The sequence below is a fragment of the Pseudomonas sp. NFPP25 genome (assembly GCF_900116505.1).
GTDB lineage: Bacteria > Pseudomonadota > Gammaproteobacteria > Pseudomonadales > Pseudomonadaceae > Aquipseudomonas > Aquipseudomonas protegens.
In genome coordinates this window covers 548,057-571,035 of sequence record NZ_FPBG01000001.1, presented here as the reverse complement: position 1 = coordinate 571,035, position 22,979 = coordinate 548,057, and the positions used below count along the sequence as shown (strand labels likewise).

The window sequence follows — 22,979 nt, the reverse complement described above, 5'->3', positions numbered from 1 at the left end:
TCATTAACATGTTATCTATTTGCCAGGCAAGGCGCCTGACAGCATGGATAGTCTGTTATGGCTTAAGCAGGCTGTATGCCAGCGCTTACGGTTATGTCCCTCAGAAATCTCGCAGTAGCTTGTACAACTCAGTGAAGCTGCCCAGTAGCGCCGCCCGCTGTTCAGCGCTTAAGCGGATATAGCGGCGGAACCCGGGCAGGCGGTTGACCACTTCGCTGGCGCCGAAATGCTCCAGGTGCACCTGCCAGCCCTGGGCATCGCGCCGCAATTCCAGGTGTTTGAAATCCAGGGGCAACAGGTACTCCAGCAAGCGCTGGTCACTGCACAGGCGCTGCAGCAGCGGCGCCCATTCAGCGTCCTCCCCCGTGAGCAGCCGAGCTGCGACACCCTGGCGGCGGATCGCGCCAGTGTGACGCAGACGGATCCGCGCCTGCCGGGCCGTGTCGCAAGGCACCGGCAGGCGCCACTCACAGGCCACGATGTGCATCAGGAACTGCGCCTGGGCGCGCTCTTGCACCTCGAACCTCAAACCGTTTTGCGGGCAATGAAAACCGCCCTGCACCTGGCTCCGTGGAGTGAAATCGAGCCCCGCCAGATCCCGACGCAACTGCCCAAGGGTCAGCCCCGGGCGATAGCCCGATGGCGCGCGGTTCCACAGTTCAAAGAGGTTTTGCCGCCAGCTTGAAAGATTCATCAGGCGCGCTCTCCCGTAGGTTATGGGCGGTATCCGGGTTCAGGCCCAGCGCCTGTTCCAGCACCTCCTCCACCGGCACCGGGCGAAACGGATTGACCTTCTGCACCAGCAGGGTCCAGACCAGCGCATAGATCGCGGTCAGGCCCAGCATGCTGCCGAAAGGCACATAGATGTCCCGCGGATTCATGCCCGGCGGCGTGATGAACCACATGCCCAGCAGGATGCCCACCGAAGACAGGATCTGCGGCAGCGGAAACCACGGCGACTTGTAGGCCCGGGGCAGGTCCGGCCGGCGAATGCGCAGCATCACCACTGACAGGGTGACCAGCAGATAGGCAGTGCTCCAGGCACAGACCGCCGCCAGCACCAGGTGCATGATGCTGTCGGTGCTGCCCCCCAGCCACCAGGCATGCAGGCAGGGAATCAGCACGGCTACGGCAATGCACAGCAACGGCGTCTTGAAGCGCGGGTGCAGGTAAGTGAAGACCTTCGGCAACGCCCCATCCAGAGCCATGCCGTAAAGGATCCGCGGCAAGCCGGCCATCAGCGTGTTGATGGTGGCGGCGCCGGCGAACAGCAGGCCGATGCCCAGCCAGATACGGCCGAAGGGCCCCATGATCTGCTCGGCAAAATGCGGAATGGCCATGGGCGTATCCAGCAGGTGCACGCTGCCATCCTCGCTCAGGGCGATGTTTTCCACTTGGCGCTTCATCGCCGCGCCATAGATGAACATGCACACCGCTACCCCCACCAGCCCCAGGGCCATGGCCCGGGGAATGGTCCGGGCGGCCTTGCGCACATCCGGCGTCAGGGGCGTGACGAATTCACAGCCGACGAACATGAACATGGCCATGCCCACCAGGGACAGGATGGTCGGCAGGTCGGTACCCACCATCGAGGCGCCGAACCAGCCATCGAGCTGCACCGCCGGTGTCTTGAGCACCCCGAGCACGCCAAAGATGATCAGGGTGGTCCACATGCCGAAGGTCAGGATCACCTCGGCACGGCTGAAGGCGGTGATGCCCACGGCGTTCAGCGCACCGAAGAACAGCACCAGCCCCACCCCCACCAGCCAGGCACTGCCGCTCTGCTCCAGCAGGGTGTTGAGGGACTCGAAGTTAACCAGGGCCATGACTCCACTGAGAATGGTCTCCGCGGTGCCGGCGAACACGTGCACGATCAGGTAGGCGGACAAGGTCCCGGTGATGGCGAAAAAACGCCCCAGGCCACAGGCCAGATAGTCATAGACCGAACCGTTGGTGGGCAGCAGGCAGGCCGCTTCGGCGAAGGTGGTGGATTGCGCCAGCATCATCACCAGGGCGATCACCATCGCCATGGCAAAGGCGCCGCCGCCGATACCAAAGCCCGTGGTGGCCGTGAGGATCACCGGGCTGGCCATGATCAAGCCCACGGCACTGGCCAGGGCCGTGGGAAAGCCGACTACACCTTGATCCAGGTGGCGACTGAGTCTGTCGTTGAGCGACATGGTGGTAAACCTCGAAAGCATGGGTTGATGATTGTTGTTCTAGGCATTTCAAGGGCACGCCTGATGGCGGAGTGCTTGGCTGTCTGACGCAGCTGTCTTCATGTTCACACCCTGTAGGAGCTGGCTCGCCAGCGAAGGCGTCGGCAAGATCACCGCCCAATCCAGGGGCCTCTTCGTCGGCCAGCCGGCTCCTACAGTAAACCGGTTGGCCCTGCCCCCGCAGGGGCCGGCTGGCCGGCGAAGGCGTTCGGCTCAATAAGCGATGCACACCGACTTGTTCTCGGTGTAGGCCTCGATGGCCGCATGGCCCATCTCGCGACCGATGCCCGACTGCTTGTAGCCACCGAAGGGCATCGACGGGTCCAGCATGTTGTGGGTGTTGACCCAGACAGTGCCGGCCTTGATCTGCGGAATCAGCTGCATGACCCGCCCCAGGTCGTTGGACCAGATGCTCGCCCCCAGCCCGTACTGGTTGTCATTGGCCAGGCCCACCACTTCGTCCAGGGTGTCGAACGGCGTGGCCACCACCACCGGGCCGAAGATCTCCTCGCGCACCAGTTGCTGGTCGGCGTGCACATCGGCCACCACCGTCGGGCGCACATAGAAGCCCCGCTCGCCATGGGCGACACCGCCACAGAGCAGCCGGGCGCCCTCTTCGACTCCGCGCTGGACCATCTGCAGCACGCGTTTTTGCTGCTTGGCGGAAATCAGCGGATTGATCTGTGCCTGCTCGTCCAGCCCCGGCCCGATGCTCAGGGACCCGGCAATGGCCACCAGGCGCTCCAGCACCTCGTTATAGATGCGGCGCTGGATGTACAGCCGCGAACCCGCCGTGCACACCTGCCCCTGGTTGAAGAAGATCGCCCCGGCTGCGCCGGCGGCGGCGGTCTGCGGGTCGCAGTCGTCAAGCACGATCACCGGCGATTTGCCGCCCAGCTCCAGGGAAAAACGGGTCATGTTGTCCACCGCGGCATGGCCGATCAGCTTGCCCACCTGGGTCGAGCCGGTGAACGCCAGCTTGTCGATTCCCGAATGCGCGGCCAGGGCCGCGCCGGCCTGGGCGCCACTGCCGGTGACCACGTTGACCACCCCGGGGGCGATCCCCGCTTCCAGGCACAACTGGCCCAGGCGCAACGCGGTCAGCGGGGTTTCGTCCGCCGGCTTGAGCACCACGGTGCAGCCACAGGCCAGGGCCGGAACGATTTTCCAGATGGCCATCAGCAGCGGGAAGTTCCACGGCACGATGGCCCCCACCACGCCCACCGGCTCCGGCACGGTGTAGGCCCGGTACTGCGCCCCGGGCACTGCGGCGATGGAGACATCCAGGCTCTTGCCCTCGATCTTGGTGGCCCAGCCGGCCATGTAGCGGGTGAACTCCGCGGCCGCTCCCACCTCCAGGGCCCGGGCCAGGTGGATCGACTGGCCGTTGTTGAGGGTCTCCAGTTGCGCCAGTTCCTCGCCATTGGCCTCCAGCAGGTCCGCCAGCTTCAGCAGCAGGCGCTCGCGGTCGGCGGGGCGTTGCGCCTTCCAGCTCCCCTCGAAGGCCCGACGCGCGGCGTTCACCGCCAGGTCGATATCGGCCTGGGCAGCTGCCGCGACCTCGGCCAATTGTTCGCCACTGGCGGGGTTGTACACCGCCATCCGCGCACCGCTGAGGGCCGGCTGGCTGTGACCGTCGATCAGCAGGCCATGCTGACTGTCTATGAATGCAGCGACACGTGGGTCGATGGCAACGCTCATCTTGAATCCTCGCAGGTAGACCTAGTTCGAAATGGACTTTGAGCGCAAAGACGCACGCCGTCTTGACCCTGGCTGCCGCGAAACTTGGCCCTGGCTGCCAGCCCCGCCAGGGCCTTCGCTGGCAAGCCAGCCCCCGCAGGTGCGCGCCATTGGCCGGCGAACAGGCCCGCAAACCCGCCACTGGCAGCCTGGGTCAAGTGCCCTGGCACACAGAGGCAAGCCAGGGGCGCATAAATGACGCACTAATATCTCCACGCTGTCCGTGCGTTATCAGGAGACTCAACGTGAGCGAACCAAGCCGTTTCTGGCACCCCATGCTGCACCCCAACGAAATGAAGCAACGCGAGCCGATCCGCATCGTCCGTGGCGACGGCTGCTATGTGTATGACGACAAGGGCCACCAGCTGGTGGATGGCGTTGCCGGGTTGTGGAACGTCAACGTCGGCCACAACCGCAAGGAAGTGAAGGCGGCGATCACCGCGCAACTTGATGAACTGGAATACTTCCAGCTGTTCGACGGAGTCAGCCATCCCCGGGCCGAAGAACTGTCGCGGGTGGTGATGAACCTGCTGGAACCCGAGGACATGCGCCGGGTGGCCTTCAGCTCCGGCGGCTCGGACGCCATCGAAAGCGCTTTGAAGCTGGCCCGCCAGTACTGGAAGCTCGAAGGCCAGGCCGACCGCACCAAGTTCATTTCCCTGCGCCAGGGCTACCACGGCACCCACTTCGGTGGCGCCTCGGTCAATGGCAACACGGTGTTCCGCCGCAACTACGAGCCGCTGCTGCCGGGCTGCTACCACATCGATACCCCCTGGCTGTACCGCAACCCCTACAGCCAGGACCCGGAAGAGCTGGGCAAGATCTGCGCCGACCTGCTGGAGCGGGAAATCCAGTTCCAGAGCCCGGACACCGTCGCCGCCTTCATTGCCGAGCCGATCCAGGGCGCTGGCGGCGTGATAGTGCCACCGGCCAACTACTGGCCGCTGATCCGCGAAGTCTGCGACAAGTACGGCGTATTGCTGATCGCCGACGAAGTGGTCACCGGCTTCGGTCGCAGCGGCTCGATGTTCGGCAGCCGCCTGTGGGGCGTCAAGCCCGACATCATGTGCCTGGCCAAGGGCATCACCTCGGGCTACATCCCCCTGGGCGCCACGGTGGTCAACCGGCGCATCGAGGAAGCCTTCGAGAAGAACGCCAACTTCACCGGGGCCATCATGCATGGCTACACCTACTCCGGGCACCCGGTAGCCTGCGCCGCCGCCCTGGCGTGCCTGGACATCGTGGTCAAGGAGGACCTGCCGGCCAACGCCGCGAAAATGGGCGACTACATGCTCGACAAGCTGCAGCCCTTCGTCGAGCGCTTCGACACCGTCGGCGAAGTGCGCGGCAAGGGCCTGATGCTGGCCCTGGACCTGGTGGCGGACAAGACCACCCGCGAACCCATCGACCCCATGAGCGGCTACGCCAATCAGGTGGCACAGATCGCCCGGGACAACGGGGTCATGGTGCGCCCGGTGGGCACCAAGATCATTCTCTCGCCGCCCCTGGTGATCCAGCAGGCACAGGCCGATGCCATAGTCGACGCCCTGGCCGAAGGCTTGAGCAAGGCCCGCCGCTAACCCCGGCCGCAGGCTGCGATCGAGGCAATCACGATCGCAGCCTGCGGCGCTGGAGGCAATCACGATCGCAGCCTGCGGCGCTGGAGGCTTGCCAGGCACGCCCTGCAGGGTTTCACTGTGGCAGTCCGGGTTCCGGACAGGATCAATCCACGTCCTTGCGCCCCTTTCACCGAGCCACTGCCCCAGGTCCAGCCAGGAGCCATCCGATGAACGCACCCGCGTCCCTGCCCGGCCCCCATGAACTGGGCCACCGCTGCATCGCCGCTTTCACCCGGGTAGTACCCGCCAGCCTCTGCGCCTTCTACCGCATCGATGCCCAACTGCAGGCCCGGGATTTTTCGCTGTACCGCATGCCGGAGCAGATGCACCAGGCCTACCTGCAGCACTTTCGCCACTACGACCCCCTGCAACCCCGTCACTGCGCCGCGGCGGGGCGCCCGGTGCTGTCTCTGCACATGGGCATGGCCCACCAGGGCCATCACGAGAGCGAGGTTTATCAGGGGTTCCTGCAGCGCCATGGGGTACTGGATGTGGTGGAAATCCTGGCCCGCGATGGCGAACGGCCGGTCGCCGGCCTGTCGCTGCTGCGCGACGTCGGGCTGGGGCACTTCAGCGTGGAGGAACTGGGCACCCTGCATGCCTTGCAGGGCCTGCTGGAGATTGCGGCCCTGGCGCCCTGGTCCCAGGTCGATGAGCGCCTGTCGGGCCTGACACCCCGGGAGCGGGAAATCGCCTGGCTGCTGCGCGACGGCGCAGACAACAAGACCATCGCCCGGCGCCTGGACCTGGGCCTGCCCACGGTCAAGACCCACTTGATCAACCTGTTCCGCAAGGTCGGCGCCAGTAACCGTACGGAGCTGGTCAGGGCGCTGTTCCTGTAAAGCCCGGGCACTTCAACCATAAGGTTGATGGGCAACCCGGGGCTGGCGGCCGAACATGCAGCTCTCCTTGCTGACAAGAGCCTTGCCATGAACCCGCAACCTGAATGGATCACCGTCGGAGCCCTCGCCGACGGCTTTGCCGAAGACAATCACATCCTCCCGGCGGTCGACGACCTGGCCGGTCGCCGCCTGACCCTGCACTTCGACAACCACTGGCAGATCGAACACCATTTCGCCGCCCACACCCTGCGCTGGAACAACGTCGGGGAAGCGGCCGGCGCCGAGTTGCCCTATCGCGCAACCTGCCTGCGCCCCGGCATCTACCTGGTGGACTTCCTCAAGCACGAACAGGGGCAGATCCACTCGGTGAGCCTGGTCCTGGACCTTGAGCAGCAATGCTTCAGCGCCGTCATCGGGCAGATGCCCAGCCAGGCCGAATCCAGCGTCGACCTGTTCAGCCGGGCCCTGGCCGGTGGCGAGCTGACCTCGGTCAAGGCCCAGTTTCTCCACGGCGCCATCGACACGCCGGTCACCGCCGGCACGCCACGCCATGAACCCACCGATGAACTGGTGGGCCTGCGCAACCGGTACATCTACAGCGCCAGCGAGGCCTACGAGCACATCTACCTGAATGCCAACTTCTACAGCTGGCAATGCCTGCGGGGCGTCGAACAGGGGCTGGCGGATACCGACCGCTGCCACTACTACAAGATCGCCGAGCAGCTGTACCTGTTCGTCTGGCGAGAAAAGATCGTCCCGACCCTGGGCCTGGTGCTGATCGACCTCAAGGCCGGTCGCAGCGACGGCAAGATCTTCGGCTACCAGGGTGCCGACTTCAGCAGCGCCGCCAACTTTCCGGTGGGAGCCCTGGCAGAGGTGCTCAACCGTACCCGGCACCGCTGATACCCGCCCCCTGGCTCCAGGCTGCCGGCCCAGGCCGGCACCTGGGCCAGCCAGCCCTCTTCCTCACAGGACACTGCCATGACTCTGGGCCTCGATCTGCAACGCGTCGCCAGTTGCTACCAGACCGAACTGCAACTGTTTGCCGAGAAACACCCGCGCTCCGGCGCTTTCTACCAGGAAAACCTCCAGCATTGGCTGTACGGCGCGCCCTTGCACTGGATGCAGCAATGGCCCGGCTCCTACCCGATCATGGTGGCCGACGCCCAGGGCGCGACCCTCACCGATTGCGACGGTCATCACTACGTGGACTTTGCCCTGGGTGACACCGGAGCGATGTTCGGCCACGCCCAACCGGCGGTCGCCGCTGCCATCGCCGAACAGGCTCTGCATGGTTCGACCCTGATGCTGCCCACGGCCGACAGCCTGTGGGTCGGCAAGGAACTGACCCGGCGCTTTGGCCTGCCCTACTGGCAGGTCACCACCTCGGCCACCGACGCCAACCGTTTTGTCCTGCGCCTGTGCCGGATGATCACCGGGCGGCAGAAGGTCCTGGTGTTCAACTGCAACTACCACGGCAGCGTCGACGAGTCCCAGGTGGAGTTCGACGCCCAGGGCCAGATGATCCCGCGGGACGGCGTGCACGCCAACGGCCTGCAGCACCAGGCCACCACGCGGCTGGTGGAGTTCAACGACCTGCCGGCCCTGGAAGCGGCCCTGGCCCATGGCGACGTGGCCGCGGTACTCACCGAACCCTTCATGACCAACGTCGGCATGGTGCCGCCAGCCCCGGGCTTTCATGATGGCCTGCGGGAGCTGACCCGGCGCTACGAGGTGCCGCTGATCATCGACGAGACCCATACCCTGTCCTGCGGCCCCGGCGGCTATTGCGGCGAGCACGGGTTGCAGCCGGATTTCTTCGTTCTCGGCAAATCCATCGCCGGTGGCATTCCCACGGCGGTCTGGGGCGCCAGCCAGGCCATGGCCGAACGGATCTGGCAGGTGCTGCCGCATTTCCAGCCGGGCCAGGCGATCAACCATTTCGGCTTCGGCGGCACTCTGGCCGGCAACGCCCTGCAGATGGCGGCCATGCGCGCCACCTTCAGCGAAGTGATGAACGAGGCCAGCTACGCCCATATGTTCCATCTCGCCGAGCGCCTGCGGGCCGGGGTCGAAGCCATCATCCACAAGCACCGCCTGCCCTGGCACGTGACCCGCATCGGTGCCCGGGTCGAATACCTGTTCATGCAGCAGCCTCCGCGCAACGGCGGCGAGGCCCATCATGCCCGCCATGGGCTGATCGAAGCCTATCTGCACCTGTACCTGCTCAATCGCGGGGTGTTGCTGACGCCGTTCCACAACATGGCGCTGCTGTGCCCGACCGCCAGCGAGGCGCAGGTCGACCTGCACAACCGCCTGCTGGACCAGTGCCTGGCCCAGGTTCTGCCAGGAGCCGGCTCATGAGCCAGGATCTGCGTGGGCGCATCGCCCTGGTCACCGGTTCCGGCCAGGGCATCGGCCGGGCCATCGCCCAACTGTTCGCCGCCCAGGGGGCCAGCGTCATGCTGGCGACCCGCAGCGCGGCATCAGGCGATGAAACCCTGCGGCTGATTCGCCAAGCCGGCGGCACCGCCGAACTGCTGCCTGTGGACCTGGGCACCCGCAATGCCGCCGAACAGGCAGTGGCGGCAACCCTGGAGGCCTTCGGCGGCCTCGACCTGCTGCTGCACAATGCCGCGATCTTTCCGATGCAGAAGCTGGCCGAACTGGAGGATGAAACCTTGGACAGCACCCTGGCGGTGAACCTGAAAAGCTGCTTCTGGCTGACTCGGGCCGCCTTGCCCGCGTTGCGTCGGTCCCAGCAGCCGAGGATCGTCATCACCTCCTCGGTCACCGGCCCGCGCACGGCGATTCCCGGGCTCGCCCACTACGCGGCCTCCAAGGCCGGGGTCAATGGTTTTATCCGCGCTGCCGCGCTGGAGCTGGCGGAATATGCAATCACGGTCAACGGCGTGGAGCCCGGGCTGATTGCCACCCAGGCCATGGACAATCTCGGCGACGCTTCGACCCTGGCTTCGAGCATTCCCCTGAAGCGCCTGGGCAGTGCCGAGGATATTGCCTGGGCCATGCTGTTCCTGGCGTCACGGCAAGCGGGCTATATCACCGGCCAGACCCTGGTGGTGGATGGCGGCGCCCTGCTCCCGGAAAACACCCAGCTATAGAAACTGCCGCCCTCCACACCGGCACCTAAGAGGCGGACCGGCTGGCGCCCTCCAGGGAGAACGACGGGCGTAGGAGCTGGCCTGCCAGCGAAGGCGACCCCGAGCGCAACACAGGGCTTGAGGCCCTCTTCGTCGGCAAGTCGGCTCCTACGAAAGGGTCAGGTCAGCTGCCGCTGCGGATCTTGTTCCACAGGCGGGTGCGGATGCGGTCGATGTCCAGCGGCATGGCCTCCAGGGCAAACAGCTTGTCCATCATTTCCGGGCTCGGATAGACCTTGGTGTCGTTCTTGATGGCCGGGTCGATCAGGCTGTCGGCCTGCAGGTTACCGTTGGCGTAGTGCACGTAGTTGCTCACGCCGGCCATCACTTCGGGGCGCAGCAGGTAGTTCATGAAGGCATAGCCGGCCTGCTCATCCGGGGCATCCACTGGCATGGCCACCATATCGAACCAGATCGGCGAGCCTTCCTTGGGAATCGAGTAGCCGATCTCCACCCCGTTCTTCGCCTCCCTGGCACGGCTTTCCGCTTGCAGGATGTCGCCGGAGAATCCCACCGCCACGCAGATATTGCCGTTGGCCAGGTCGCTGGTGTACTTCGACGAGTGGAAGTAGCTGACATAAGGCCGGACCTTCATCAGCAACGCCTCGGCCTGCTTGTAGTCAGCCGGGTTCTTGCTGTGGTGCGCCAGCCCGAGGTAATTGAGAGCGGTAGGGATCAGTTCCGGGCCGTTGTCGAGGATCGCCACCCCGCACTTCTGCAGCTTCTGCATGTACTCGGGCTTGAAGATCAGGTCCCAGGAATCCAGTGGGGCATCGTTGCCCAGCACTTCCTTGATCTTGGCCACGTTGTAGCCAATGCCGGTGCTGCCCCAGAGGTAGGGGAAGCCGTGCTGGTTGCCCGGGTCGTTGACCTCCAGGGCCTTGAGCAGCACCGGGTTGAGGTTCTTCCAGTTGGGCAGCTGGCTCTTGTCGAGCTTCTTCAGTGCCCCGCCCTGAATCTGCCGGGCCATGAAGTGGTTGGAAGGAAACACCACGTCATACCCGGATTTTCCGGTCATCAACTTGCCGTCCAGGGTCTCGTTGCTGTCATAGACGTCGTAGGTGAAACCAATCCCGGTTTCCTTCTGGAAGGCCTTGGTGGTGTCCGGGGCGATGTAGTCCGACCAGTTGTAGATCTTCACCGTATCGGCCTGGGCCAGGGACGTGGCCAGGAACAACGGGCTGAGCAATAGCAACGCGCAAGTCTTGCGGATCATGAGTCGATACCTGTGGCTGGTTTTGTTGTTGGCAGGCAATCAAGGGATCAGAAAATCAAGACGTAGGTCTTGCGCACCGTTTCCTGGATATCCCAGATCCCGGTGCTGTTGGCCGGCAACATCAGTGCATCGCCGGCTTCTATGTGCAGGGTTTCGCCGTTGTCCGGGGTGAAGGTGCAACGGCCCTGGATGAAGTGGCAGAACTCCTGGGCGACGATCTGCCGCCGCCAGCGCCCCGGGGTGCATTCCCAGATGCCGGTCTCGACCCCGTCGTTGCGTTCGACGGCGGTCACCGAGGTCACGGCCACCGGAGTGCCCAGGGGCACCGCCACTGGTGCCGATTCGGCCAGGGTGGCGGTGGCGGTTTGCTTGAATTGGGTGATGCTCATGGTTCTACCTTTCGACGGGAAATTCGAACGGACAGCGTTCGGTACATAGAGGCCGGCTCAGTGCATGAAACCTTCCATGAAGCCGGCGATCCGGCTGGCCATCCTGCGCCGCCATGGAGCCGAGGCCGGGTTGGCCAGGGTCTGGTCCTCGTGGACGAAGCTGCGAATGATCGCGTTGTAGCCCAGCCAGCGGCACGGCTCCGGCTCCCAGGCCCGCAGGGCCTCCAGGCCGCACTCGGGCATGACCCAGGGCTGGTTTACCAGAGGGCTGTCGCGTTCCAGGATCAGGTCCGCCAGGGTCCGGCCGCCGAGGTTGCTGGCGCCGACGCCCTCGCCGCCATAGCCGCCGGACAGGGCGATGCCCTTGCGCCGGTCGCAGAGCATGTGCGGCTTGAAGTGCCGGGACATGCCCAGGTTGCCGCCCCAGGAATGGCTGATGCGCACGTTCTTGAGTTGCGGGAACAGCTCGCCGAACAGGTAGCGGCGCAGTTCCACCTCGTCACGGGTCAGGTCGAAGTCATGGCGCAGCTTGCTGGCGAACTGATAGCCGCCCCGGGCACCGAACACCAGCCGGTTGTCCATGGAGCGCTGGCCATAAGTCACCTGTCGGCTGCTTTCGCTGAAGGCCTGGCCCTGGCTCAGGCCGATTTCTTCCCAGACGGACTCCGCCAGCGGCTCGGTGGCCACCAGCAGGCTTTGCACCGGCAACTGGTAGCGGCCCAGGGGCGGCAAGGTGACCGAATAGCCTTCCACTGCCGGCACTATCCAGCGGCTGCGCACCGAAGCCTGGGCCGTCTGCAGGCTGCCGGACTGCCAATGGGTCACCGGGCTGTTTTCATAGAGGGTCACCCCCAGGCGCTCAACCGCCCGGGCCAGGCCGCGCACCAGCTTGGCAGGCTGGATGGTGGCGCAATGCGGGGCATAGATACCGCCATAGGGCTTGGCCAGGCGGATCTGCTGGGCCAGTTGCTCGGGGTTGAGCCAGCGGTAGTCGTCCTGGTTCAGGCCCTGGGCATAGAGCTTGTCCAGATAGTGGCGCAGGCTGGTTTCCTGCTCCGGGTAGCGGGCGGCGCAATACAGCACCCCGCCCTTTAGGTAATCGCAGTCGATGCCCTCACGTTCGATGACATTGGCCACCTCATCGGGGATGCCGTGCAACAGGTCGAAGGAGGCCCGGCGCTGCTGCGGCGACAGAGCGGCCAGCAGCCGGTCTTCTCCCAGCAGGTTGCCCATCAGCCAGCCGCCATTGCGGCCCGAGGCACCAAAACCGGCGGTTTGCGCTTCGATCACCGCAATATTCAACTGCGGCGCCTGGCGCTTGAGGTAATAGGCGGTCCACAGCCCGGTATAGCCGGCGCCGATGATCGCCACGTCCAGGTCCAGGTCTTGCGCAAGCTGCGGCCGCGGCAATAGCGGCTCGTCGAGCTGGTCCATCCACAAACTGATACTGCGCCACGCTGGCATGCAAGCACTCCGCAACCCGAATTTCGAATGCGGCGATCCTAGTGCCTGGCCTCAGGGGCTGTCTTGCGCGCGTGCACGCAAAGAAATTTGCTTGGCGTAGGCCTTGGGCGACTGGCCGGTGTGCTGGCGAAAACAGCTGTAGAAGGCCGACAGCGAGTTGAACCCTGCGGCAAACGCCAGCTCGTCGATGCGCAGCGGCGGCGTGGCCTGGTCCAGCGCTGCCAGCAGATGCTGCAGGCGCGCCTGGTTGACGTAGCGGTAGAAGCTCTGCCCCAGCACCTGGTTGAGCAGGTAGGAAATCTGGTTGCGGCTGTAACCGCATTCCCGGGACACCCGCTGCAGGTCCAGCTCGGGGTCCAGGTACGGCTGCTGGCGCTGGAAATACTGCTGCAGGTCCTCGGCCATGAAACTCAACTGGCGCGGCGACAGCCCCAGCCGGCTGGCCGCCGGGCGCAGTCTGGCGGAGGACTTGCTCGGTGCCGGCTCCCGGACCAGTGAGGCGTACTCGTTGACCCGCCAGATCAGCCCGTCGCGCACGGTGATCGCTTCACTGGAGCGAAATGACACCAGGCCCTGGCCGCCGCGCAGGGTCACCTGGTACTGGATAAACGCGGTGTTGCCATCCAGGCGGATGCGATCGCTGTGCTCCAGGGCCTCGTCGGGAGCCCGGGGCATGCTGGCCCGCACGTATTCGCGCAGTTCCTCCAGGCCCAGGGTACGGTTCTGGAAAAAGTCGTTGTACTGGATGTCCGGGTGGTACAGCGCCATTACTCCATCCAGGTCCCGGTGCTTCCAGCACAGGTGGTAGCGCATCACGGTTTCACCGGTGGCCTGGGTGTGCAGCGGCCCGTCATCGGGGGCAGACATAGGTTTCTCGAACAGGAAAAGGCGCAGCTTGCCGAACTTCGCCAAGGGCTTCAACGACCGGCCGCCGGCCAGATACGGCAGCCGCCGGGGGGTGCCTGGGAGATGACATGACTTGCATCAATAATCCGTGAGTGAACCGCCGGACGGTGGGCAAAAAAACTGCGAACCGTCACAAGCCAATGCTATTTTTAAAACCTCAACCGATCGGGTCATTGACGATCCGGTCGTTCCTACCGCGAGCACAAGGAAGCGCTCAATGAATCAAGGTGGGCCACCGATGAACAGAGTCTGGGCCAGTAAAGTCACCTTTCCCAACGCCTGCCAGCTGATGCGCTGGCATTTTCATCCCATGGGTTTCGAAGCCAGCATGGATGCGCCCGGCAGCATGATCGCCCGGCTCTTCGATCGCGCCAGCGGCGAAACCATAATCGCCATCGCCGGCATTCCCTGTGCCACGGTGATGAGCGCTGCGGATGTCGAACGAATAATCGAGGCGGTGGAAGATGAGCTGGAGGCCTTTTCCCCGTCCCTGGCACTCAAGGCCTGAAGCCCCGCTGCCTCACCCGAAGCCCGCCTCGCCAGCGGGCTTTTTTCATGTCGCCTGGCGCAAGTCCTGGAAGTACGGCTTGTCTCGCGGTACCCGGTCCGAAGCCTTGGGCGCATTGCCCGAGGGGCCTTCCTGGCGGTCCACATACCAGTAGCAATGCTTGGCCGCCCGGGTGATGCCCACATAGGCCAGCCGCAGGATCTCGTCCTTCTGTGCGCTGTCGTAGGGCTCGGCATCGCCGTCCTTGCCCAACCCGGCCATGCGATAGACCTGGTTCTTGTACGGCGAACTGCTCAGGTGCTGGCAGTCGCCCAGCAGGAATACCGCATCCGCCTGCAGTCCCTTGGCGCTGTGATAGGTCAGCTGTTTCAGGCGTCGCGACCCTGGAGGCAGACTAGAATCAACATTAACTATTTGTGAAATAATATTTTCAATCAATAACTTATCACTACTTTTTCGAAACAACATCAAGATCGAATCACCCTGCTCATAGTGCTCAGCCAGACGCTGGGCCAGGCCCTGATCATCGCGATCGAGCACCTGCACCGGCCACAGCTCTGTAGCTTCGCCGCTGGCCTTGGCCTTCTTTCCGGCAATGGCCGGCGCCGCGCGGACAATATGCTCCGCGGCATCGATCACATGCTGATGGCTGCGGTAGTTCTCGCTGAGCATGACCCGGGTGGTGCCCGGGGACGGGAACTCCTTGTTGAACTCGATGAAGTACTTGGGCGAGCTGCCCCGCCAGCCGTAGATCGACTGCCAGTCGTCACCGACGCAGAGCAGCGAGGAATGCTGGGCGGCGCGCCCGATGTGCAAGGCGGCGCCTCGGCTGCGGATCGCCGCAAGGCTGGCCCTGATCCAGGAAACGATCTGCGGCGAAACATCCTGGAACTCGTCGATCATCAGGTGTGACATCGGGCGCAGGCAGGCATCGCTGAGCAGCTTGAAGTTCTCCGGCGAGCGCTCGCTGAACAGGGCGAACATGCGGTTGTAGCTCATGATGGGCGGCGACTGATCCAGCAGATGGTCCTCCAGCGCTCGCCAGAACAGGCTCAGGGCCTCGAAGAAAAACCGGTCCGGATCGTCCTGGGCAAAACTCATGCCCGCGACGGCATCGCCCACTTCCAAGCCCAGGTTCTCGATAAAGCCTGCGGCGGCGACAAAGCAATCGAGCAGCGGCGCCGACGCCAGCTCGCCCTTGACCTTGTAATCGAAACCCGGACCGCCATTGACCTGGGCCGAAAAGGCGCCGGCAGAACGCTTTGAAGCTTCGTAACTATCAAGCCAAATCAATGGTTTACGGCAAAAAGCTTGAAACAGGGTGCGCTTTACAGCCCACTCCGCCCGCACCGTCAGCTTGGCCCCGGGCCGGGTCAGCTGCGGGCTCTCGCGCGGGTCGAAACCCAGCACCACCCAGGCGTCCAGCTCCGCACAATAGCCATGGCTGTGAAAGGTCGCACCGTTGATTTCGAACCGCTGGCGCTGCGGCTCGATGCCCTTGATCGGCCAGGCGCCTGCGCGAAACCACAGGTCTTCCACGGTGTCGCAGAGCTCTTCATCGCGCTTGGCCGCCAGTTCGGTCACCGCCATGCGCTTTTGCACGTCCGGGTGATCGCGCTCCAGTTCCTTGAGCTGCAGGGCGTGGCGCACCAACGGCTGCAACGCCAGGCGAAAGCGCGGGTCATCGCGGTACAGTGCCTGGTAGCAGGCATTCAGGTGCCGGCGCTGGGCGTCGTTGATGCGCAGATCGAATGGGTTGCTGTCCACCTCGTCTTCGCCGCCCTGGAGCCGATCGCTGAGGTTCTCGAAGGCCTGCAGGCGCTCGAAGCCCGGCAGGCTGCGGACCATGGGCAGAATCCGCGAGTGGAAGGTCCGCACCAGCTCCCGGGCTTCCCTGGCGCCCAGTTGCCGCCCCCACAGGGCAAAGACTTGCGTGAGCTTGGTGATGAAGTCCTTGCGCGACTCCCGGGTGAAGGTCACCACGGTCATGGCGTCCAGTTCGAAGCCCAGATAGTGATGCAACAGCAGCAGGCGCAGCACCAGCGAGGTTGACTTGCCGGCGCCGGCCCCGGCGATCACCGCGGTGGCGGGTGTGTCGCTGAAAATCATCTTCCACTGCGCGGCGCTGGGTTGCGCGGCGGCGGGCAGCAGGCGGGCGACATCGGCCTTGAAGCGCTTTTTCAGCTCGGCGCTCAACGGCAGGCGCCAGTCATCGAACAGCCGGTCATCCACCCCGGGCGGGCGGTGCTCGGTGTTGCGGCTGTCGCGGATCAACAGCACCTGGCGGCCTTCCTCCAGCCCCTCGAGCCGGCCTTCCTGGTAGCCGTACTCCACGCCGGCAGTGTGGCCACTGCGAAAGCCATCGGCCTGACCATGCAGCCAGGAAGCCCGATGCTGGGCCCGCAGGCGGTTCAGGCCATGGCCGAAGAAGCGCGCCGCGAGGCGTTTCAACAAGGGCATCTGGGCCAGGGGCAAAAGCTCGGGGGGCAGATCGGGGGTGTGTTGCGACACGCGGACTCCAGGGTGTGAGGCTGAGCAGTAATCTTCGGCGGATTGTTCCACGGTATCCAGCCAATTGCTTGCAGGTCATTAACTTAAGCGATGAACCGAAGGTTTAACACCAACTTTGCGACAAAATAATCATCTAATTTTACGATTGGATTACGGCATTTTTTGCGCTTTTTATCGATCTATAGCTGATGGAAGATGCTCGCCATCAACCAACGGTTATCGTTTTCTGGCCCGGGTACAACGTGCCATGACGAGCCCTTAATGAGGAGAAGATCATGCTTGAACTCAGACCTTTCAGCTCCCTGGGCGGCGCGCACCACGGCTGGCTGGATGCCCACCACCATTTTTCCTTCGCCGAGTACCATGACCCCAAGCGCATGCACTGGGGCAACCTGCGGGTCTGGAACGATGATGTGATCGCCCCTGGCACCGGTTTCCCCCAGCACCCGCACCGGGACATGGAAATCATCACCTACGTTCGCGAAGGGGCCATCAGCCACCAGGACAACCTGGGCAACAAGGGCCGCACCGAAGCCGGTGATGTGCAGGTGATGAGCGCCGGCACCGGGATCGCCCACAGCGAGTACAACCTGGAAGCCACGCCAACCAAGATCTTCCAGATCTGGATCATCCCCAACCAGGCAGGCTCCGCGCCTTCCTGGGGAGCCAAGCCTTTTCCCAAGGGCCAGCGTGAAGGTTTCGTGACCTTGGCCAGTGGCAAGGCTGGCGATGAGGAAAGCCTGCGGATTCGCGCCGATGCGCGGCTGGTGGCGGCCAACCTGAAGGCCGGGGAAACGGCCGAGTATCACCTGGACGACGGGCGCCGGGCTTACCTGGTTCCGGCGACCGGAGTGATTGAAGTCAACGGCTTGCGCGCCGAAGCTCGAGACGGCGTCGCGGTTGAGAATGAGCCGGTGCTGCGGGTGACGGCCCTGCAGGACAGCGAGATCGTGCTGGTGGATCTGGCGTGAAATACAGCGGCCAATAAAAAGGGGCGACCGTGATGGTCGCCCCTTTTTTTGCCTGACGGGCCCGGAGCGCCGGTCAGTTGCCGCTGATGGCGGTGTCCACCAGGGTCTGGGCTTCCTGCACCAGCTGCTTGAGGTGGTCGTCGCCGATGAAGCTTTCAGCGTAGATCTTGTAGATGTCTTCAGTACCCGACGGGCGTGCGGCGAACCAGCCGTTCTCCGTCATGACTTTCAGGCCGCCAATGGCCTGGTCGTTGCCCGGTGCATGGCTGAGGATCTGCTGGATCGGCTCGCCCGCCAGCTGGGTCGAAGTCACCTGCTGTGGCGACAGCTTGCTGAGCAGGGCCTTCTGCTGCGGGTTGGCCTTGGCATCGACGCGGACCGAGAACGGCTCACCCAGCTCGTCGCACAGGGCGCGGTAGGCCTGGCTCGGATCGCGACCGGTACGCGCGGTCATTTCCGCCGCCAGCAGGGACGGGATCAGGCCGTCCTTGTCGGTGCTCCAGACGCCACCGTCACGGCGCAGGAAAGAGGCACCGGCGCTTTCTTCGCCGCCAAAGCCCAGTGAGCCGTCGAACAGGCCATCGGCAAACCACTTGAAGCCCACCGGCACTTCATACAGACGGCGGCCCAGGCGTGCAGCGACCCGGTCGATCAGGCCGCTGCTGACCACGGTCTTGCCCACCGCGGCATCAGCGCGCCATTGCGGGCGATTCTGGAACAGGTAATCGATGGACACCGCCAGGTAGTTGTTCGGCGCCAGCAGGCCGCCGCTCGGGGTGACGATGCCGTGGCGATCGTGATCGGGGTCGCAGGCGAAGGCCACGTCGAAGCGTTCCTTGAGGCCGATCAGGCCCTGCATGGCGTAGCTGGAGGACGGGTCCATGCGGATCTGCCCGTCCCAATCCACCGACATGAAGCGGAAAGTGGCGTCCACTTGCTTGTTAACCACCTCCAGGTCCAGGCGGTAGTGCTCGGCGATCGCCGACCAGTAGCGCACCCCTGCTCCGCCCAGCGGATCCACGCCCAGGCACAGCTTGGCGTTGCGGATGGCGTCCAGGTCGATGACGTTGATCAGGTCGGCGACGTAGGTGTTGAGGTAATCGTGGCGATGGGTGGTGTCGGCCTTCAGCGCCTGTTCGTAACTGATGCGCTTGACCCCAGCCAGCTTGGCTGCCAGCAGTTCATTGGCCTTGGCTTCGATCCACTTGGTGATGTGGGTGTCGGCCGGGCCGCCATTGGTGGGGTTGTACTTGTAGCCGCCGCTTTGTGGCGGGTTATGGGACGGGGTGATGACGATGCCGTCCGCCAGGCCCGATGTACGCCCACGGTTGTAGCAGAGGATGGCGTGGGACACCGCTGGGGTCGGGGTGTACTCGTCGCCGGCAGCAATCATCACGGTCACGCCATTGGCCGCCAGCACTTCCAGGGCGCTGGCCCCGGCCGGAGTCGACAGGGCATGGGTGTCGATGCCGACAAACAGCGGGCCGTCGATGCCCTGGGATTCGCGGTACAGGCAAATGGCCTGGCTGATGGCCAGCACATGCCATTCGTTGAAACTCAGATCGAACGAGCTGCCACGGTGCCCGGAGGTGCCAAAGGCCACACGCTGGGTAGACACCGATGCATCAGGCTGACCGGTGTAATAAGCCGTAACCAGTCGCGGGATGTCGACCAACAATTCAGCCGGTGCCGGTTTGCCCGCAAAAGGACTGAGAGTCATGCAAAACCTCTGGAAAAGGATGGTTCGGAAATGGGCCGCAGTTTACTGGCAGTTTGACCGCAGCGCGATGGAATCTATCCCGGCGCCCAGGCCCTTTTATGCAGCAGCCGCTTGCCGGTAAAAGGACTGCCAGGGGAAAAACTAAAAAGCCGGCGCAAGGGCCGGCAAATCGAGGCAATAAAAAACGCCAGGCTTTGCCTGGCGTTGGGATCAGACCGATTCGACCTGAAGCGCGACCCGTTCACGGCATGGGCATTCATCCATGTAGCGGTGCGCCTCGACAAACTCGTTGAACGCGAATACCCGAGTCTTCAGGGGGAGCAGCACCCGGTCCGCGGTGAGCTGGTTGATGTCGCGCAACGCACGCTGCAGCGCGACCTGATCCTGGACAATTCCCAACTCCGGCTTGCCAGTGAAGTTGCCGATGCAATGGACGAAGAACTGGATGTTCTTCTGGAACGCCGCGCAGGCCGGGAACGGCGTCTGGTTGCCGCCTTGCAGGCCATAGAGCACCAGGCTGCCACGGGGCGCCAGGACATCGCCGAGCATGGACATCTGCGGGCCGCCCAAGCCGTCGAACACCACGTCGACGCCGCGGTTGTCGGTGAGCTTGTTGATCTGCATCAGCAGGTCCTGTTCCTCGGTGACAATCACCTTCTCGGCACCCAGGGACAGCAGGTATTCACGCTCTTCAGCGGTCTTGGTGGCGGCAATCACCCGCACACCCAGGGCCTTGCCCAACTGGACAAAGGACGGCCCGGCGCAATGGCTGGCGTCCGTGACCAGGGCAAACTGCCCCGGCTTGACCCGCGCCAGGTCGGCGTAGGCGAAATAGGCGATCAGCAGCGGCGTGTAATGAACAGCAGCCTCGATCGGGCTGAGAACATCGGGATAACGGGTCAGGGCCGAACGCGGCAGGACGATCAGCTCGCCATACACCGGGTAATCGTTGGGGCTTTCGGCGGGAAAACTCGCCACCTTGTCACCTACCGCCAGGTCGTCGACGCCCTCGCCCACGGCCGTGACCACACCGGCCATTTCGTGCCCGAGGCCCGAGGGCAGGCGCGCATGGGACGACGCCAGGTTCTGCCGCCAGAGCACGTCATACCAGCTGATACCGATGGCTTCGACTCGTACCTGCACTTCGCCTGGCGCAGGCAACGAGGCCGCATGCTCTTCGCATTTGAGCACCTCGGCCGGTCCAAACTTGTGAAAACGAATCGTGCGGGACATCGCAAACCTCGTCAAATTAACCTCTAATGCCGCGAACTTTATCCGGGCTTTGCAAGCAAGACTATCAGTGCCTATTAATAGTCGACATGCCTGGCATTGATTTCGTGCCCTTGAAAATCGGGGCGTACAGCGTGCTCGAACCTTGCCCGGCTACAAACAAACAACATTTAGCCGATGCAGAGTACCAGCCTTTCCCCGTAAGATTCACGCCGGCCATTGTTCCGATATGGTCGCTCCCGTCAAGCTCGCTGACTCTGCCAGGACTCCAGATGAATCGTAATGACCTGCGTCGTGTCGACCTGAATCTGTTGATCGTATTCGAAACACTGATGCACGAACGCAGTGTGACCCGCGCCGCCGAGAAGCTGTTCCTCGGCCAGCCGGCCATCAGTGCAGCCCTGTCGCGCCTGCGCAACCTGTTCGACGATCCGCTGTTCGTGCGTACCGGGCGCAGCATGGAGCCCTCGGCCCGGGCAGTGGAAATCTTCGCCCTGCTCTCGCCGGCCCTGGATTCGATCTCCACCGCCGTCAGCCGCGCCGCCGAATTCGACCCGGCCACCAGCACCGCCGTGTTCCGTATCGGTCTTTCCGACGACGTGGAATTCGCCCTGCTGCCGATGCTGCTCAAACGCCTGCGCGCCGAAGCCCCGGGCATCGTGCTGGTGGTGCGCCGCGCCAACTACCTGCTGATGCCCGCGCTGCTGGCCTCCGGCGAAATCTCCATCGGCGTCAGCTACACCGCCGACCTGCCGGCCAACGCCAAGCGCAAGGTCCTGCGTCGCAGCCTGCCCAAACTGCTGCGGGCCGACACCGTGCCCGGCCCCCTGACCCTGGACGACTTCTGCGCCCGCCCCCACGCCCTGGTGTCGTTCGCCGGGGACCTGAGCGGGTTCATCGATGAGGAGCTGGAGAAGCTCGGACGCAAGCGCCACGTCGTGCTCGCCGTACCGCAATTCAACGGCCTGAGCACCCTGCTGGCCGGCACCGACATCCTTGCCACCGTGCCCGACTACACCGCCGACGCCCTCACCGCCGCCGGCGGCGTACGCGCCGAAGACCCGCCGCTGCCAGTACGCAGCTTCGAACTGCACATGGCCTGGCGCGGTTCACAGGACAACGACCCGGGCGAGCGCTGGTTGCGTTCAAGAATTCAGATGTTCTTTGGCGATCCAGACAGTCTTTGATCAAGTGCCACAGGCATCCATAGATTCTTCTGAAAAGAGTCCTTTAGCGACTAATTCGGTCTGTAGCTTTCCGTCAGGTTCCGCTGGCTTGCGAAGTATTCGGGGGCATAAGTGGGGGCAAACCCTGGCTGCTTGAAAGGGATGCCCCCAAGGAAGAAGGCAGCGGCTAGCCCTTGGCTATGAAACATGCGTTGACGAACGTTGCCGTGTGCCGCAAGGCCTGACGGATATCCGGCTTGGCTAGCCCATGCCTGTTGGCAAATTGCTCGACGGCCGCGGTATCAAATCGAGTGGTCTGGATAAAGTCCAAGGCTTCGGGTTTTGTATTCATGAACCTCGCCACGAGAGGAATGCTCAGCAGCCACTTCAGCAATCGGAGCGAGATGTGATGCCTGGGAGGCTTTAAGCCCAAAGGTTGCGCCACCTGGACCAGGAGTTCTCGCAAATTGGGAGTTTGCGCATCCAGCGCCAGCAGCTCCTCACCCGCCATGGCGGGATCAAAAGCACAAGCCGCCACCAGCTCAACCAGGTAATCCACGGTAACCAGTGGCAGCCAGTGCTGGGCGGTACCGGGCACTGCCGTCAGTTTTCCCAGCACAAGGTTGCGGATCAGCTCCACCAGTGGCTGGCCGTCAAGGATATGCCCCGTGCGGCTGTGGCCACAAACCGTCGCGGGGTGGACAACGGTGATCTCCCCGCCCCTGGCGGACATGAGCTCCAAGGTCGCGAAATGCGCCTCCAGCTTGCTCGCCTCGTAACCACCGACATGGCGGTAGACGGCAGGCCAGTTCGTCCGCCGCGGATAACGAGGATCGATGCCGATGCGTTGCAGATGCTCATGGTTTTTCAGCATGTAGCCGCCGATCATCACTAACCGGCTGTTTTGCTCAGCCGCCAACAGCGCCACCCGCTTCGCCCCTTCGACATTCACCGCACGAGACTGCTCCAATGACAGCCCCCAGGCGAAGTGTGCGCCCAGGTGGAATACGACTCTGGCGTGCCTTAGCGCTTCCCGGTCAGCAGGACTCAGCCCTAGGTTATCCCGCTCCAGATCGCCGGCCACGGCAAATACCCGGCTTGCGTCTCCTCCCAAATTGACGACTTGCTCCCGCAATTCAGCCAGTCGCTCTGGGCGACGCATCAACACCCCGACGGTGTGGCCTTTTGCGCTCAGGCATGCCAGCAAATGTTGACCGATGAAGCCGGTACCCCCGGTGACAAAGCACTCCACGCTCATTTCCCTGTTCCTTGTTCAAGGTAAGGAACCAAACGTAAACTATCGACCCAACTCTATGG

19 protein-coding genes are annotated in these 22,979 nt (G+C 63.8%); 8 read left to right on the top strand and 11 right to left on the bottom strand.

Translation table 11 applies throughout. The annotated features are described in order from the left end of the window. Window positions 1-100: 100 nt before the first annotated feature. The 3 genes from BM382_RS02445 to BM382_RS02435 form a co-directional block, all read right to left on the bottom strand. A complete protein-coding gene (locus BM382_RS02445) occupies window positions 101-694 on the bottom strand; it encodes a DUF3156 family protein (protein ID WP_019095318.1) in 594 nt (197 codons plus the stop codon). Next, window positions 660-2,180 (bottom strand): APC family permease, encoded by a 1,521-nt coding sequence (locus tag BM382_RS02440; RefSeq protein ID WP_072441710.1) that lies wholly within the window; start codon window positions 2,178-2,180, stop codon window positions 660-662. Before BM382_RS02440 ends, BM382_RS02445 begins: the two co-directional genes overlap by 35 nt. Before the next feature lie 252 nt (window positions 2,181-2,432). Then, window positions 2,433-3,920: an aldehyde dehydrogenase family protein gene (locus BM382_RS02435; RefSeq protein ID WP_011061501.1), complete on the bottom strand. Its 1,488-nt coding sequence runs from the start codon at window positions 3,918-3,920 to the stop codon at window positions 2,433-2,435. A gap of 284 nt (window positions 3,921-4,204) precedes the next feature. On the opposite strand from BM382_RS02435, the gene BM382_RS02430 reads away from it, so the two are divergent. The 5 genes from BM382_RS02430 to BM382_RS02410 all read left to right on the top strand — a co-directional run bounded on the left by BM382_RS02430 (window position 4,205) and on the right by BM382_RS02410 (window position 9,542). Beyond that, complete coding sequence (locus tag BM382_RS02430; RefSeq protein ID WP_019095320.1) at window positions 4,205-5,539, top strand: aspartate aminotransferase family protein; 1,335 nt, start codon at window positions 4,205-4,207, stop codon at window positions 5,537-5,539. A 206-nt stretch (window positions 5,540-5,745) separates the two neighbouring features. Beyond that, the gene (locus tag BM382_RS02425) at window positions 5,746-6,420 is read left to right on the top strand and encodes a helix-turn-helix transcriptional regulator (protein WP_019095321.1); all 675 of its coding nucleotides are present in this window, start codon (window positions 5,746-5,748) and stop codon (window positions 6,418-6,420) included. 87 nt (window positions 6,421-6,507) lie between these two features. Beyond that, window positions 6,508-7,323: a molybdenum cofactor biosynthesis F family protein gene (locus BM382_RS02420; RefSeq protein ID WP_072441708.1), complete on the top strand. Its 816-nt coding sequence runs from the start codon at window positions 6,508-6,510 to the stop codon at window positions 7,321-7,323. 78 nt (window positions 7,324-7,401) lie between these two features. Further along, entirely contained in the window at window positions 7,402-8,784 is a 1,383-nt protein-coding gene (locus BM382_RS02415) for an aspartate aminotransferase family protein (RefSeq protein WP_011061506.1), read from the top strand. Beyond that, complete coding sequence (locus tag BM382_RS02410; protein ID WP_011061507.1) at window positions 8,781-9,542, top strand: SDR family oxidoreductase; 762 nt, start codon at window positions 8,781-8,783, stop codon at window positions 9,540-9,542. Before BM382_RS02415 ends, BM382_RS02410 begins: the two co-directional genes overlap by 4 nt. Window positions 9,543-9,705: 163 nt before the next feature. Here BM382_RS02410 and BM382_RS02405 read toward each other — a convergent pair whose 3' ends face one another. The 4 genes from BM382_RS02405 to BM382_RS02390 are packed head-to-tail and all read right to left on the bottom strand — an operon-like array spanning window position 9,706 to window position 13,517. Next, window positions 9,706-10,797: a polyamine ABC transporter substrate-binding protein gene (locus BM382_RS02405; protein ID WP_011061508.1), complete on the bottom strand. Its 1,092-nt coding sequence runs from the start codon at window positions 10,795-10,797 to the stop codon at window positions 9,706-9,708. Between the two features lie 47 nt (window positions 10,798-10,844). Next, entirely contained in the window at window positions 10,845-11,186 is a 342-nt protein-coding gene (locus BM382_RS02400) for a cupin domain-containing protein (protein ID WP_019095326.1), read from the bottom strand. Between the two features lie 57 nt (window positions 11,187-11,243). After that, window positions 11,244-12,650 carry an NAD(P)/FAD-dependent oxidoreductase gene (locus BM382_RS02395; RefSeq protein ID WP_019095327.1) on the bottom strand — a complete coding sequence of 469 codons (1,407 nt, stop codon included), beginning with the start codon at window positions 12,648-12,650 and terminating at the stop codon, window positions 11,244-11,246. Window positions 12,651-12,701: 51 nt separating this feature from the next. Next, the gene (locus BM382_RS02390) at window positions 12,702-13,517 is read right to left on the bottom strand and encodes a helix-turn-helix domain-containing protein (protein WP_011061511.1); all 816 of its coding nucleotides are present in this window, start codon (window positions 13,515-13,517) and stop codon (window positions 12,702-12,704) included. Window positions 13,518-13,794: 277 nt separating this feature from the next. On the opposite strand from BM382_RS02390, the gene BM382_RS02385 reads away from it, so the two are divergent. Further along, window positions 13,795-14,064: a DUF1652 domain-containing protein gene (locus BM382_RS02385; RefSeq protein ID WP_072441706.1), complete on the top strand. Its 270-nt coding sequence runs from the start codon at window positions 13,795-13,797 to the stop codon at window positions 14,062-14,064. 45 nt (window positions 14,065-14,109) lie between these two features. Here the strand turns inward: BM382_RS02385 and BM382_RS02380 are convergent, their stop codons facing one another. Continuing rightward, on the bottom strand, window positions 14,110-16,575 hold the full coding sequence (locus BM382_RS02380; protein WP_072441704.1) for a UvrD-helicase domain-containing protein: 2,466 nt from the start codon (window positions 16,573-16,575) through the stop codon (window positions 14,110-14,112). 275 nt (window positions 16,576-16,850) lie between these two features. Between BM382_RS02380 and BM382_RS02375 the strand changes: the two genes are divergently transcribed. Next, window positions 16,851-17,546, top strand: coding sequence for a pirin family protein (locus tag BM382_RS02375; RefSeq protein WP_019095330.1), 696 nt, complete (start codon window positions 16,851-16,853; stop codon window positions 17,544-17,546). A 73-nt stretch (window positions 17,547-17,619) separates the two neighbouring features. Here BM382_RS02375 and pgm read toward each other — a convergent pair whose 3' ends face one another. Next, window positions 17,620-19,266 carry a phosphoglucomutase (alpha-D-glucose-1,6-bisphosphate-dependent) gene (gene pgm / locus BM382_RS02370; protein WP_072441702.1) on the bottom strand — a complete coding sequence of 549 codons (1,647 nt, stop codon included), beginning with the start codon at window positions 19,264-19,266 and terminating at the stop codon, window positions 17,620-17,622. A gap of 210 nt (window positions 19,267-19,476) precedes the next feature. Continuing rightward, on the bottom strand, window positions 19,477-20,499 hold the full coding sequence (locus BM382_RS02365) for a zinc-dependent alcohol dehydrogenase family protein (protein ID WP_072441700.1): 1,023 nt from the start codon (window positions 20,497-20,499) through the stop codon (window positions 19,477-19,479). A 269-nt stretch (window positions 20,500-20,768) separates the two neighbouring features. Here BM382_RS02365 and BM382_RS02360 point away from each other — a divergent pair, with 269 nt between their 5' ends. Then, window positions 20,769-21,683 (top strand): LysR family transcriptional regulator, encoded by a 915-nt coding sequence (locus BM382_RS02360; protein ID WP_011061517.1) that lies wholly within the window; start codon window positions 20,769-20,771, stop codon window positions 21,681-21,683. Window positions 21,684-21,849: 166 nt separating this feature from the next. On the opposite strand, the gene BM382_RS02355 is transcribed toward BM382_RS02360, so the two are convergent. Then, entirely contained in the window at window positions 21,850-22,920 is a 1,071-nt protein-coding gene (locus tag BM382_RS02355) for an SDR family oxidoreductase (RefSeq protein ID WP_072441698.1), read from the bottom strand. Between the last annotated feature and the right edge of the window lie 59 nt (window positions 22,921-22,979).